11 protein-coding genes and 1 pseudogene are annotated in these 13,316 nt (G+C 55.0%); 7 read left to right on the top strand and 5 right to left on the bottom strand.

Annotated features, from left to right (window positions below):
• Positions 1-14 precede the first annotated feature (14 nt).
• The gene (locus tag NSND_RS12225; protein ID WP_080879271.1) at positions 15-533 is read left to right on the top strand and encodes a DUF2726 domain-containing protein; all 519 of its coding nucleotides are present in this window, start codon (positions 15-17) and stop codon (positions 531-533) included.
• Between the two features lie 50 nt (positions 534-583).
• Here the strand turns inward: NSND_RS12225 and ybgF are convergent, their stop codons facing one another.
• On the bottom strand, positions 584-1,105 hold the full coding sequence (gene ybgF, locus NSND_RS12220; protein ID WP_080879270.1) for a tol-pal system protein YbgF: 522 nt from the start codon (positions 1,103-1,105) through the stop codon (positions 584-586).
• A gap of 327 nt (positions 1,106-1,432) precedes the next feature.
• Here ybgF and NSND_RS12215 point away from each other — a divergent pair, with 327 nt between their 5' ends.
• A complete protein-coding gene (locus NSND_RS12215) occupies positions 1,433-2,266 on the top strand; it encodes a right-handed parallel beta-helix repeat-containing protein (RefSeq protein WP_080879269.1) in 834 nt (277 codons plus the stop codon).
• 79 nt (positions 2,267-2,345) lie between these two features.
• Here NSND_RS12215 and NSND_RS12210 read toward each other — a convergent pair whose 3' ends face one another.
• Positions 2,346-3,278: a GGDEF domain-containing response regulator gene (locus NSND_RS12210; RefSeq protein WP_080879268.1), complete on the bottom strand. Its 933-nt coding sequence runs from the start codon at positions 3,276-3,278 to the stop codon at positions 2,346-2,348.
• A gap of 635 nt (positions 3,279-3,913) precedes the next feature.
• On the opposite strand from NSND_RS12210, the gene NSND_RS12205 reads away from it, so the two are divergent.
• From NSND_RS12205 to NSND_RS12195, 3 genes are all read left to right on the top strand, one after another.
• Positions 3,914-4,687: a lytic transglycosylase domain-containing protein gene (locus NSND_RS12205; protein ID WP_080879267.1), complete on the top strand. Its 774-nt coding sequence runs from the start codon at positions 3,914-3,916 to the stop codon at positions 4,685-4,687.
• 676 nt (positions 4,688-5,363) lie between these two features.
• Positions 5,364-6,476, top strand: coding sequence for a DegT/DnrJ/EryC1/StrS family aminotransferase (locus NSND_RS12200; RefSeq protein ID WP_159450766.1), 1,113 nt, complete (start codon positions 5,364-5,366; stop codon positions 6,474-6,476).
• Between the two features lie 331 nt (positions 6,477-6,807).
• On the top strand, positions 6,808-7,701 hold the full coding sequence (locus NSND_RS12195; protein WP_080879265.1) for a glycosyltransferase: 894 nt from the start codon (positions 6,808-6,810) through the stop codon (positions 7,699-7,701).
• A gap of 1,193 nt (positions 7,702-8,894) precedes the next feature.
• Here the strand turns inward: NSND_RS12195 and NSND_RS12190 are convergent.
• Positions 8,895-9,182 (bottom strand): putative quinol monooxygenase, encoded by a 288-nt coding sequence (locus tag NSND_RS12190; RefSeq protein ID WP_080879264.1) that lies wholly within the window; start codon positions 9,180-9,182, stop codon positions 8,895-8,897.
• 167 nt (positions 9,183-9,349) lie between these two features.
• Here NSND_RS12190 and NSND_RS22160 point away from each other — a divergent pair, with 167 nt between their 5' ends.
• On the top strand, positions 9,350-9,607 hold the full coding sequence (locus NSND_RS22160) for a tyrosine-type recombinase/integrase (RefSeq protein ID WP_200810526.1): 258 nt from the start codon (positions 9,350-9,352) through the stop codon (positions 9,605-9,607).
• Between the two features lie 802 nt (positions 9,608-10,409).
• Positions 10,410-11,576 carry a trans-sulfuration enzyme family protein gene (locus tag NSND_RS12180; RefSeq protein ID WP_080879262.1) on the top strand — a complete coding sequence of 389 codons (1,167 nt, stop codon included), beginning with the start codon at positions 10,410-10,412 and terminating at the stop codon, positions 11,574-11,576.
• Positions 11,577-11,904: 328 nt separating this feature from the next.
• Here NSND_RS12180 and NSND_RS21005 read toward each other — a convergent pair.
• Both NSND_RS21005 and NSND_RS21000 read right to left on the bottom strand, forming a co-directional pair.
• A pseudogene (locus NSND_RS21005) lies at positions 11,905-13,027 on the bottom strand (IS3 family transposase).
• The gene (locus NSND_RS21000; protein WP_143833536.1) at positions 13,027-13,272 is read right to left on the bottom strand and encodes a hypothetical protein; all 246 of its coding nucleotides are present in this window, start codon (positions 13,270-13,272) and stop codon (positions 13,027-13,029) included. The pseudogene NSND_RS21005 and the gene NSND_RS21000 overlap by 1 nt, the downstream one beginning before the upstream one ends.
• Positions 13,273-13,316 lie beyond the last annotated feature (44 nt).

Below are 13,316 nucleotides of genomic sequence, written 5' to 3'. Positions count from 1 at the left end.
CCGATTGGCTTGTCATGGAATTGCTGTATCCTATCCTTGGTATCGGGGCGCTGGTGTTTCTGGGAAGCCTGGCCTGGGAGAGTTTCGGGCGGCGCCGTTCACCTGGCGCGTCCACGGCAGAGGCTCCTGCCGGTATGAGTTTTAAGGCCAAGCCGTTGCTGACCGACCAGGAAGTGCAGCTCTACAATCTGCTGCGCCTCGCCGTGGAAGACCGGTACCTGCTGTTCACGCAGATTCCTCTTTGGAGCTTGTTGGATTTGCGTCTTCCCTCGGGAACGCCGCCTGCCGAGATGTTGCGGGAACTGGCGCTCAAACGCGCCACCTTCGTGCTGGTGCATCCGGGCAGCCGTTTGGTCGAGAAGGTGGTACAAGTCGAGCGGCCGGTGCCGGATGATGCCCCGGACGGGTCGCACGATTCACTCTTTGAGTCGGCGCTTCGTGCGGCAGGGGTGCAACTCGTGCGGCTGAGCCCGCTGCATGCCTATACGGTTCCCGGTCTCGTTACCGTGTTGGATCTTGCCGATCCGGACTAACGCCGGTTCGACTGTCAACGGGCCTGTGCCGAAAGGGCGCGCAATCCGGATCAGCTTGGCTCGGCAGCGACCGGTTCACCCTTTGCGGCAGCGGCCTCCAAGGCTTTGCGAGCCACCTCGGCCTCTGTGCTATCGGGGTACTGGTCCGTCACCCGCTCGAACATCATCTGCGCTTTTTCGCGGTCGCCTTGCTTCGTGTAGATCTGCCCGATCTTGAGCGTCGAGGCGGCGAGCTTCTGGCTCATCGGGTAATCGGAGATGAGGTTGTAGAACGAGTCCAGCGCGTCTTTGTAGCGCCCCATACGGTACTGGCACTCGCCTTTCCAGTATTGAGCGTTGGCGGACAGGGACGATTGCCCGTGGAGTTCGAGGAAGAAGCGAAACCCGGCGAGGGCTGCGGCATAGTCCTTGTGGCGGAACTCTTCCATCACGCGATCGTAGAGGCGGTGTGCGTCATCCGGCGGTTGAGGTGAAGCTGCGAACAGAACTGGAACGGTCGTGAGGTTGCCGATCAACGCCAAGATGAGACAGATGCCTCGCACGGGACCGAGCTTGGTATGAGTCCTGGTCATGAGTGCCCCTCTTTCTTCCCTGTTGGACGAGTCTGGGTTCACACGGTCGTTGTGCCTTCCGATATGAAAGAACCGCACCAGCGAGGCTCGACAAGTGAACCCGTTGTGAAATTGTATAGTTCGCGTGGAATTGAAGGCGGAGTGGCCTAGATGTGCCGGAACAACAGGGGCGGAAAGCAGACAGTATTGTACGGAAAGCGCCAGCCATGAGGCGCTGCTCTGGCCGGTTGACAGATCGCATGTTTTCACTTGTTGTCGGTTAGCAGGCAGCCGGCCATGGCGGCGGGTGTGCTGATTCCGAGTCTGTAGAGGATCGAGAAAGTCGGTATGGAAAGACCACAGGAGTCAGGCGCGGTCGGTGGCCGAAGGGAGCCGCTCAGCGAGCCACCTCCCAATCCGAAGGGGGGCCGGACGTTGATTGTCGACGCCCGCGATCCCCACGCCTACATCAGGCCGAGCGCGGCACTGAAGGGGGCCGGTGAGACTGATCAGGTCTTCATTCGACCGGGAGTGTATGAAGACAAAGTCTTTGTCGCGGACCGTCCTGTGCTCCTCATCGGCGCCGGGCGTGATCACGTGCAGATTTACAGCCGTCGCGGAGGGCCGCTCTATCTCCAGCGGGTCCCCTCGGGCATGATCAGCGGGATTACCTTCCGCTATGTGGGCAGTGATCAACATTCCGCGATCAACGTCCTGGACTCAGTCTGCACGATTACGCAATGCCGGGCGACGGAAGGCGTGTTGTCAGGAGTGGTGATTTATGGTCCTGAGGCCCGTGCGACGTTTGTCGAGAATGAGGTCTGTTACAACCGCGAGTCAGGCATTTTTGTTTTTGCGGGCGCACAACCGCGTGTGGCGCAAAACCAGTGTTATGGGAATCATCATTTCGGCTTGGCCGTGCGAGATCCCGGCAGCCATCCGGAATGTGTGCGCAACGTCTGTCACAGCAACATGCTCAGCGGGATCCTCCTGTTCCATCATGCGGAGGCGCTCCTGCTCGACAACACCTGTCGGGACAACCAGCACTGGGGTTTGGTCATGACCCCGGATACGCATCCGACTCCGCCTCGCGAGGACTTGGTCACCTCTAATGTGTTGCTGCCGAATCCCCGAGGGTCGTTGGTCGTGACAGAGCAGCCGCTCGCCGATATCGGTCGCTAAGCAGACATGCCGTGCGGAGGGGGTGCTTGTCGCGGCGGTCGATCTTTGAAGAAAGAACGGCTCCCGAAGCGGCTTCTCGCTACTGTACCGGGGCGGGGGTACCGGAGGGAGGTTGTCCGGTCGTAGAATGAAAGTGAAATCGGCTCCCGCCTTGCTGCTTGGCGGCATACATGGCCTTATCGGCATGTCTGAGAAGTTCGTCGATATCCTCATCGTCTAACGGGTAGAGCGTGATGCCGATGCTCACGCCGATCGAGATCCGGTGCGGTCCGATCTCGAACGGGGTGCTGATCGACTCCACGATTCTTTTGGCCACCACGAGTACATCGGCGACGCCGGAAATACCTTCCAGGATGGCGGTGAACTCATCGCCGCCCATGCGCGCGACGGTATCCACTTCACGAACGCACTCCAGCAGTCGGGTCGCCACGAGTTTCAGCAACTGATCGCCGACATCGTGCCCCAGCGTATCATTGACGGCTTTGAATCGATCCAGGTCGAGCAGCATGATCGCCAGGGGGTGATCTTTCCGTTTGCTGCGCGCCATGGCATGGATTAAGCGGTCGCGGAAGAGGGCGCGGTTGATCAGGCCGGTAAGCTGATCGTGCTGGGCAAGATAGGTCAGGCGTTCCTGTGCCCGCTTGCGTTCGATGGCATAGAGAATCGAGCGTGCAAGAAAGTCGGTTCCGCCTTCTCCCTTCACCAGATAATCCTGCGCCCCGTGTTGCAGCGCTTTGAGGGCCAGCGGGTGATCGTCGTGCCCGCTCAGCACCACCACCGGCACGCCTGGACTGGTCGCTAAGACCTGGGTCACGGTACTCAAGCCATGGGTGTCGGGAAGGGAGAGATCGAGGAGTACCACATCAAACCGGTCCCGGCCTAATCTGGTCAAGCCGTCCGCCAGAATGGGGGCATGGGTGATCTCGAACTGGTCGAGCGGCCATTCGGCCAGGAGGTCTCGGGTGAGCAGGGCATCGACGGGATTGTCTTCGACCAACAGCAGTTTGATCATCGGTGCGTGCTCGCGTCCGTAAGACAATCTGGCGAGGCGATGTGCTGCGCACAAGCGGATGGCTGACAGATCACCGTGATGCTGCGCGCCGGAGCTATCGAGTGTGGAATTTTCATCTCAAATGGTGGTGACGGCCGAGGGGCGTATTCAGTGCGGGAATCTCCCTGTGGCTGCAGGCAGTGCGTGATTGAGGGACCAGCCCGAAATCGATTCTAGCACGTCACTCTGAAGCTTCAAACAAGAGCGCACTTCTTCACGATGATCGTGCGTGATCTGCCGGCATGCCCTGCGTCCTGGTGTCGACCGACAATGCCTCATGTGAAGAAACCTCCTCAGTTCGGGTCTACAGATGCATGCCCTGCCCGTAAATCTGCGATGGCGCGTCATGTTGGTAACGAACAGCAACGAAACAAAGAACAAAATCCGGCCAAATGGTGGCACAAAACGGTTCGGTTCCTCTCCCCGCTCACCAGGGGAGAGACTCCTTGTGAACGCCCTAACCGTACGAAGTTATTGGAGCTGCCCGTTTTTGTACACGTCAGGACGGATGGCATGAAAGCTGCGCTTTAGCCTGGGGTTCGCGACGCTGTGGATTCCCCGGCTATGGGTTGCTGCGGGAACAAGAGGAGGAAGAGATGGATCACGAAAAAGCTGTCCGGCAGGAGTTGCGAGTAGTGAGCCATAACCTTGGCGGCCAGAGTGACGATGGCGGGCGTGTGACTGCCACGTGGGCGCTTCCTCTGGCGCTTGCGGGGGTGCTGGTGGCCGGGGAGCCCGCCTCTGCAGACAGCGAGATTTATGGCTATGTGGGGCCGAACGGGGTGTTCGAAATGACGAATGTTCCGACCGACCAACGGTTTCGCTCGGCGGAATCGCAGGTGCGCCGCCTGTCGCATCGCGCCTCGGCGGAGGAAGTGGAGGAAGCCGTCAAGCGCTACGCCTTCCAGTTTCAACTTCATCCGGCCTTACTGCTGGCGGTGATCAAGGCGGAGTCGGACTTTAATCCCACCGTCATTTCACGATCCGGGGCGGTTGGACTGATGCAGCTGATACCCGAAACCGCCATCAGGCACGGGGTGCTCAATCTCTATGACACCGACGACAACATTCGAGGCGGCGCGCGGCACCTGCGGTACTTACTGGATCGATTTAACGGGAACGTGCGGTTGGCGGTCGCTGCGTATAATGCAGGTGAACGGCGCGTGGAGCGGTATCGCGCAATTCCGCCCTATCCGGAAACTCGCGACTATGTCAGGAAGGTGATGATCTATTACAAGAGCTTCCGTGGTGACTACCAGGCGAGCCCCGGGAAGGCCGTGTTGCTCGCTATGTATCACAAGCCGCTGCAACTTGAGCCACTGCCTGTCTCTACTGATGTGCGAAACTCACCACCTGCGGTCAGGAAATAGGGGGGCCGAGTATCTCATCTTCTCTAACGTTCCCAGACGAGGCGGACAAATAACCAGGCCGACCATTCGGTCGGCCGATACATCACATCCTCAAGATAGGGTTACGAGGCGTAGCGCACATTTAGCAGACCGAATGCGTGGCGTTGGTCAACAGCCACCAGTGCTGGGTGGCCACGACCAGCGTGGCTCTCTTGCCTGTTCAATCTTCAACACTCCCGGCCTTCTTTGCCGTGCAAGCTTGGGTGGTTTCATCAGGGTAATAGGGCGCCCTTCATTCGGCAAATGCTGCGCGCTCGGTCACGCTCAACCGTAACCATGTGCGACCGCATCATCGCACAAGTCCGTCATCACATGGGCCATGAAGTAATGAACTGGTTCGGCTATGATGCGTCACATGTGGTGACGGTTTTGATAGGGCAAACGAGGGGCAAGGGAGAGCTTTGCTGAAGTCGCACATCGCCGAAATAAACGACGGTTTGTGCTCGATAGCAATGCAAATCGCGGCGGACGAGACTGAATAGGGGCACGGTGATCTAGCCATAGCACTTCGCGACATGATTGATGCCGTGAAGGCGAGAATTGTGCGGCGGGGTCACGTTATTACCGACTGACACTGTAATTTCCAGCCGCCGCGGCTCATCCGATCCTCAGTATGTCCTTGAATAGGGGCCTTACTATGATCTCAGTATTCGGTTCATGCGTAGGACAAGAGGAAATTGACGAGATACGCACCAGCTTTGAAAAGCAATGGCTCGGAATCGGTCTGAAAACAAGATCATTTGAATCTCTCTTCGCTCACAGGTTGGGGCTCAAGGATTTCGTGTTTCTGGACAACGGTTCCAATAGTTTATACATGGCTGTAAAACTATTAAACCTATCCCCTGGATCGGAAGTCATACTGCCCTCTTTTACATGGGTCGCATGCGCCCACGCTATCATCCTCGCTGGAGGTATTCCCGTATTTTGCGATGTAGACGTGAATACTCAAAACGTGACTGCTGACACAATTGCCCCGCATATTTCCTCAAAGACCAGGGCTATTATGGTTGTACATTATGCAGGCAAACCGGTCCGTATGGAGCCAGTGTTATCGTTTGGACAACCAGTGATAGAAGATGCGGCTCAAGCCGTAGATTCCAAACTAGGCAATAAATATTGCGGCTCTATTGGAACAATAGGCGTCTATAGTTTTGATCCTGTCAAAAATATAACAACAGGTGAGGGAGGAGGAATTACAACCAGAGATTCCGAATTAATGACTCGGGCCCGACAGTTGCGGTATTGCGGTATTGGACGCGCAGGATTTGAGGCTGCGGCAATGAAAGAGCGCTGGTGGGAATATGACATCGTAGATGTTTTTCCTAAACTTCTTCCCAATGACATTGCGGCTTCAATCGGACTGGCGCAGCTACGCAAGATAGATAAATTTCAAACGATCCGTAAGAAAATTTGGAATATATATCAAGCTCAATTAGCTGATTTCGACTGGCTGATAAGACCTCAAGACCCTGCTTCAGATGAACAGCATTCCTATTTCACTTACTCCATTCGGGTTGCCAAAGGAAAGCGCGATCAATTGGCTAAATACCTCTATTCCCGCGGTATCTATACAACTGTTCGATTCCATCCATTGCATCTGAATCCTATTTATAAATCATCTTACAGGCTTCCCATTTGTGAGCAGCTTAACGATGAAATACTTAGTCTTCCACTTCACCCAAACCTTTCTGATAGCGACATTGATGCGATTTTATTAAGTTTGCAAAAATTTAATGAACAGTACATGTGAATACAGCGTCCGATGTGATCACTGTATCCACGGAATAATTGCGTTCTTCAAAGGCACTGGTAGGTAATCGTGGTTATTGCTGAAGGTCACATTTGCGATAAAAGATGTGTCGGCGCATAAGCAGCTGTGTGACCCAAAGAGGCCGTCAGCCGAGAGGATCGTGCGCCGTATTCGCAGGCCATTCCCGGACATGTTGAGGGCAGTGAGCACAAGGCAGTTATTCTTGTGACAAAGCACTCCAGGGGACAATTGCAACGTTCGCGGGGATCAGAGTAGTTCTTCCCTGATCTGCGCATCGTGCGTTGCAGAGCATTGTTCAGGGAACGCCCGCATGCCACGTGTATCCGTCATCATCCCCGCCTATAATTCTATGCAGTGGGTCTCTGCTGCCATCGACAGCGTCCTGAACCAGGGTTATCGGGACTACGAAGTGGTTGTGATTGACGATGGGTCAACCGATCAGACGGCAGACGTTCTTGAGTCCTACGGCAGAAAAATACGATGTATTTATCAAGCCAATGCTGGTGTATCCAACGCTAGAAACCGCGGCCTGAGCGTATCGACCGGCGAATTTATCGCGTATCTGGACGCCGATGATATGTGGTATTCGCAGAAGCTCGAATGTCAAATCGCGTTCTTGGATGCCCATCCCCAATGCGGCCTTGTGCACAGCGATGTAACCGTTATTGATGAACAGGAGAAGGTCATCCGTGCGCGCTTTAATGTGGAAACCGCTAGGCCCGTTCCCTCAGGCTATTGTCTGCAAGACCTTCTGCGACGCTGTCACATCCAGGTTCCATCGGTCATTGAACGACGGGAGTGTATCGAAGAGGTTGGTGGGTTTGATGAGCAATTTATGGCAACAGAAGATTATTTGCATTGGATTATGGTGTCACTGAAGGGATGGGAATTTGGATACATCAATGAGCCGTTAGCGAAGTATCGTTGGCGAGGCGGAAGCGTTTCGTCCAACAAGCGACTCTTCCTGGAGGAGTATGGGAAGATGTTTGGTGTACTACTGCCCGCTTTATACGAGAATCGTCCCCAAGCACCGGATTTGGCCATCATACGCAAGAGATTTCTGCAGGTTGAACGCGAATTGGCATATATGGATTGCATAGAAGGGCATCTGAGTAGCGCGAGGCAGCGACTTATGAGACTGATACAGCGAGCACCGTTCCGATATAACCTCTATTGGGACCTGGCAAAGACCTACTTGCGCTAGTACGACCGAAACAAAGCTACTTCTATTTGGATCACATTCGGGCACACACTGAAGCCGTTGGAGGCATATCGGGACAGTCCTTGCTGGTAAGCGGGCAAGCCATTCCAGGTAAACCTCGCACCCCTTCCTGCTGGTTCAACATGATTCCTGGCTGATGTCAGCGCTCAAAGTCCCTTTAGACTGACGTCGAGTTCCCTGCGAGCGTCGTACGGCGTGGGCCGCTCCACTGCCACCTGCCGAAAGGTACTGCAAATTCCCCCGCGCGTTTCTTCACCATCCGTCTGGTGCTAAGTGCGCCAATCCGTTGCGTCTCACTCTAGGGGAGCAGTCCATGGCTGCTCGTGCGAGTGCCGATGTCTGGACTGAAACTGCTGTATGTGGTTGAAAGAGAGGAGAGAAGGTTGGTTGCGGGGACTGGATTCCTTCAAACAGTACTTATCGAACCCATTGTTTTATATATATATTAATGCAGTCTCCCTGCCAGGGTTGTAAAATTGTTTACGCCTCTTCGATTGACTGATCCGCGTAAACTAGTTACGCGATCGACCGTAAACGATGCGTAAACGGAAAAACCGAAGGTACAGCGGTACCTTTTACGGTACCTGGTTTTGGGGATTGTCTCTTGGTCTACTTAAGTTTGCTGCGGCATAGTTATCCATTCTGATTATGGCGTTTCACTCAAGTCACTACATGACACAGGGTGCTCCCTGATTAAGAGTGCATCACCCGGGGGTTGTTCAAGCTGTTGGTAGCTTGGACAATCCCCGCACTAGTCCATAAGTCTATGTATCTGTGCTCGTTTCACTCACTGGGCCCTCTGAAGGGATACTCTCTTCCTTCTTAGGATTGTGCTCTTTCTATCCATGTGGAACGGGGATCGAATGAGTATCTGCGTTCTGATTGCGTATTCTGCTCAAACCGGCCACCGATTCTGCTCCAACGCAGCCACTCAAAATGCTGCAAACCAGCCGCCCTCACTGCCCAAGGCGAAGAGTGTCGTGCGAGTCTTGATTGACTCCCCGAATCGGGTCAGGTTGGGCGCTGGATTGAGGTTTGCTCGCTGTTCTGAATGGCTGCTTCCGACCCAAAGCGGAAGTAGCAGGATTCGAAAAGCGGACGTTTAAGGTAAAGTTGAGGGACGCGCCGCTTTTGGCGCGACCCTCTTGAACACCATGGTAGGCTATTGCAATGCCTTAGAGCTCTTTGTAGTAACCGCTGGTTGGATCGCAAGCTAGATGTGTAGCAAGGTGGCTCCAAAAACCCGATGCCACCATGCTTTCGATATTTTTTTTATGATCGGTTTCAGATTCCCAGGTCTCGACCAGCGTAAAAGTACAAGGATCGTTGACATCATTGAATACTCGAAAGACCTTGCAGCCAGCGACTTTAGGGAGATCATTTTTTGCTTGGCTCAGCAGGTTTACAAACTCCGCTAATTTTTCTGGCTTCGATTTAAAAGTGACTATTACATTTGTGCTCATGTTGTTCTCCGTGCGAATTGAACTGAAAGCAGTATAACAGGGGACTGGGTGAGGCGCCACGACCGCTTGCTCTTGCGGGCAAATATCCCAAGGCAGGTTATCTTTGGGCTTGGCAGTTTATCTTTCCATCGACATCGCATTGCCGCGATCCCTATACAGGGCGAACAGTGCGATTCCACATCCATGAGAAGACGCTGCAACGAACGGTCAAGGAAGCGGTACGACGTGCCAACATTGGCAAGCCAGTCGGTTGCCATACCTTTAGGCATGCTTTTACGACTCACCTGCTGGAGGCCGGTCACAACATTCGCGTGGTTCAGCAGTTGATGGGACACAAAGACGTCAAGACTACAATGATCTACACTCACTTAATGAATAATTCGCTGGCGGGAGTGCGCAGTCCGGCAGATATCTTGATGACGTAGTTTCGAGCCGAACGACCGCTTTGGGAAACAAGAGCCACCGACCGGTGTTGGCCGAACTGAGACACTCACCCGGCGGCACATATGCTGCCAACGACCGACTACCGGCCTTCAAGAAACGCGTCAGTTCCAACGATCCGTTTTCACATTTTCAGTAGCGTTTGCCGTGGGCGACAGTGCCCAGGAAGCCGTCGATGACGGGCGGCGCCCATTATGCGTTGTTGCAGTGCGTGGGCCCTATCCGGCCGGAATGACATTCCTCACGTGTCGCCCGTTGTCGAACGATCAGCGGCCAAGGCCGTTCTGTTTCTGCAAGACGGTGGGCCCCTGCGGGCCTGAGGTTCAGTCGAAATTCACGTCGCGAGTAGATACTCCCGAAAAAATCTGGTCAATTCATAGGCAAGCTCAGTTGTCCTCTGGCGGAATACAACGGATGATTTCGCTTAGCCTAAAAAGAGCTCGCATCTCACTGGTCCAGTCTAACATTCACCCTGGACCCAATTTGCCCGGGCAGGTCACGACAACGAAAGGAGCGACATCGAGGCCGCAATAGGGGAAGCCCCCGTCCTGATGACCATGATGTGCAGCAGGAACCGGGAAAGAACACCATACGGAAGTCCGGCCCTCTGTCGAAGAAAAGCTCGGCCACTTGCTGAAAAGGAGATGGGTAATTCTGCTCCTGGATGAGAAGAACAAGATTACCGATGTGGCAATTCCGCCTGAGAGCTGGGATGATTACGGTATGCTGTGTGAGACAAGGTTGCTCGCTCATAAGCTCGACGAACACTGACAGAGGAGGCGAGCCATGCATGGGTTTACAACCAGACAACTGCATGCCGATGGACAACAGAAGCCGTTGAACGCGCATGCGATGCCCCTGTTCCTAACGTCGACGTTTTCGTTCGATTCTCCCGAAGCAGGCGCGGATCTTTTTCTGGGGCGTCGCGCCGGGCATATCTACAGTCGGGTGGGAAATCCGACCGTCGAAGGTCTCGAGCAGGTGATTGCGAACCTGGAAAACGGGGAGGCCGCTGTCGCATTGGGCTCGGGAATGGCGGCTATCCATGCGAGCTTATTGAGTATTCTGAAAGCCGGTGATCATGTGATCTGCGGGGAGGTGCTCTATAGTCCAAGCCTCCATCTGATCACGGAGCGCCTGGCAGATCTGGGGATTACCTCCACGGTGGTCGATACTTCGAATGAGCAGGCCGTAAGAGATGCCATACGGGACAAGACAAAAGTGATTTTCTTTGAAACCCCCGCCAATCCTACGTGCAAGATCACGGATATCCGGGCAATCGCCGAACTGGCCAGGCCCAAAGGCATCTTGACGATTGTCGATAACACCTTCTCCAGTCCTTACTTTCAGCGACCACTGGATCACGGCGCGGATATCTCCCTCCATAGCGCCACGAAGTATCTTAACGGCCATGGGGACGTGATCGGGGGGATTGTTGTGGCGCGCTCAGAGCTGGCCGAAAAAATTCGCATTTATCGTCGTGACACCGGAGGCATTCTGAGCCCGTTCGATGCCTATCTGCTGTTGCGGGGCATCAGAACCCTTTCCTTGCGCATGCTGCGGCATCACGACAACGCGATGAAGCTCTTTGAGTTTCTTTCCAGCGTTCCCAAAGTCGGCAAGCTGTACTATCCAGGCGACCCCCAGTTCCCCGGCCACCATGTCGCAGCCCGACAGATGACCGGCTTTGGCGGCTGCTTCAGTTTCGAGCTTGCCGACGGGTTCGAGGCGGCCACGCGGTTGTTGAGTAAACTGAAACTCTGCACCTTGGCGGTATCCTTGGGCACGGTCGATACGTTGATCGAACATCCGGCGTCGATGACCCATGTCGCGACACCGAAAGACATCATGGAGCGGCAGGGGATTACGAGCGGGCTCGTAAGAATCTCCGTTGGCTGCGAGGATATCGAAGATGTCATCGCCGATCTTGAGGACGCGCTGGAAGCGATTTGAGCAGCCTCACGGGCCGAGCAATTCATCGCCGGCCGATTGAATGACGGACAAGAGGAAGGATCATGAGAGAGCTGGCGTGGGAGAGGCGGCAGGCGATGCAGGAATAATCGGCACATCGGGGCGGGCAGGCGGTTGTGAATCATGAAGGAGATCGGCTTTGCATTGTATCCGGTGCAGCCGTTTCGGCTTGATCTGACGGTCTGGGCGCTGCGCCGCTGCTCCCATATTTTGTGCAGATGGAGCGGGGGATAGGACAAATGATGAGACCTCCCCAGAAACTAGACTGCTGAAAACTGGAAATGCGCTCCTTCTGACCCTTCCCTGAAAACTAGTCCACGCCGTGCTGGAAATTCGATGCTTCCTGCAGCCCGGTTTGGACCGCCTGTTCGACAAACTCCTGGGGCGTTAAGTCCCCCAGTGAACCATGCGGCCGGTGCTCATTGTAATCGATTCGCCACGCTTCAATCTTCTGTCGCGCATCGTGTAACGACACGAACACCTGCGCGTTCAAACATTCGTCTCGAAAGTGCCCATTGAAACTCTCAATCACCGCATTCTCCACGGGTTTCCCGGGCCGAATAAATCGAGTTTCACTCCGTGCTCGTATGCCCAGGCGTCAAGTGCCTTCGAGGTCAAGTCGCTCCCATTGTCCACTGTGATCATCTGCGGGTAGCCGCTCCGGTTCGCCACCCGTTCCAGAGCCGCCACGACTTTCGTTCCCGGGAGGGTGAAATCGGACTCGATTAATTGACTGTGCCGGCTATAGGTATCCACGACGGTCAGTGCGCGAAACCGCCGCCCATCCAGCAACGTGTCCGCCACAAAATCCATGCTCCACCGCTCATTCATCTCACTCGGGTGTGGTGGCACGACCCGCAGATGACTCGACCGTTTGCGACGGCGCGGTAATCTCATCGTAAGCCCTTCTTCCCGATAGATCCGATGCACCCGCTTCCGATTCACTACCCAGCCTTCGCGGCGAAGCATGACGTGCAGACGGAGATAGCCAAAGCGCGGGCGAGCTTGGGCCAGCTCCCGCAGCCGCATGCGAATCGCCGTATCGTCCCGCCCATGGCGTCGGTAATACCACGACGCTCGATTCAACCGCAGGAGCCCACAGGCCCGTCGCACTCCAATCGGACAGTGCCCGAGCACCTCCCGCACGAGGGCGCGTTTGCGCGTGGGCTTCAGGCCTTTTGTGCGAGCACCTCTTGCAGGATGACTTTGTCCAAGGTCAGATCCGCCACGAGCTGCTTGAGTCTGCTGTTCTCTGCCTCCAGTTGCCGTAACCGCCGAATCTCGGCGATCGCCATCTGGCCGTAGCGTTTCCGCCAGACGTAGTACGTCGCCTCACTGATCCCCAGCTTCCGCGTTACCTCCGGAATCAGTGCCCCCGCATCGATTTGCCGCAAGGCCGTCGCAATTTGCTTCTCGGAAAACAGAGGTTTCATTAAACGCACGAAGGAAACACTGTTTTACTGACAATCACTTTTGAGATTGTTACTGCAACGATACTCGCCTTTTCAGGACATGCCCGCGCTGTATCTTTATAAGGAGCTGAAAATATTTGCGCTTTTTCACTGTGGTGAGCCTGGGCAACTAAATAAACAACCGGTCTCAGTGCATGTCTTGGTAAGTTATTGGGCTTTGTGGTCGCGCAGTTCGCGTAAAGCTGCTTCGGATCGCGTGCACTCATGATATTTCAGCCTTGACAGGGTGGACTAGCCCGCGTTAGGTATC

Source organism: Nitrospira sp. ND1 (assembly GCF_900170025.1).
In the GTDB taxonomy this organism is placed as follows: Bacteria; Nitrospirota; Nitrospiria; order Nitrospirales; family Nitrospiraceae; genus Nitrospira_A.
The sequence above is the reverse complement of the archived record's forward strand: the minus strand, read 5'-3'. Positions and strand labels throughout refer to the sequence as shown.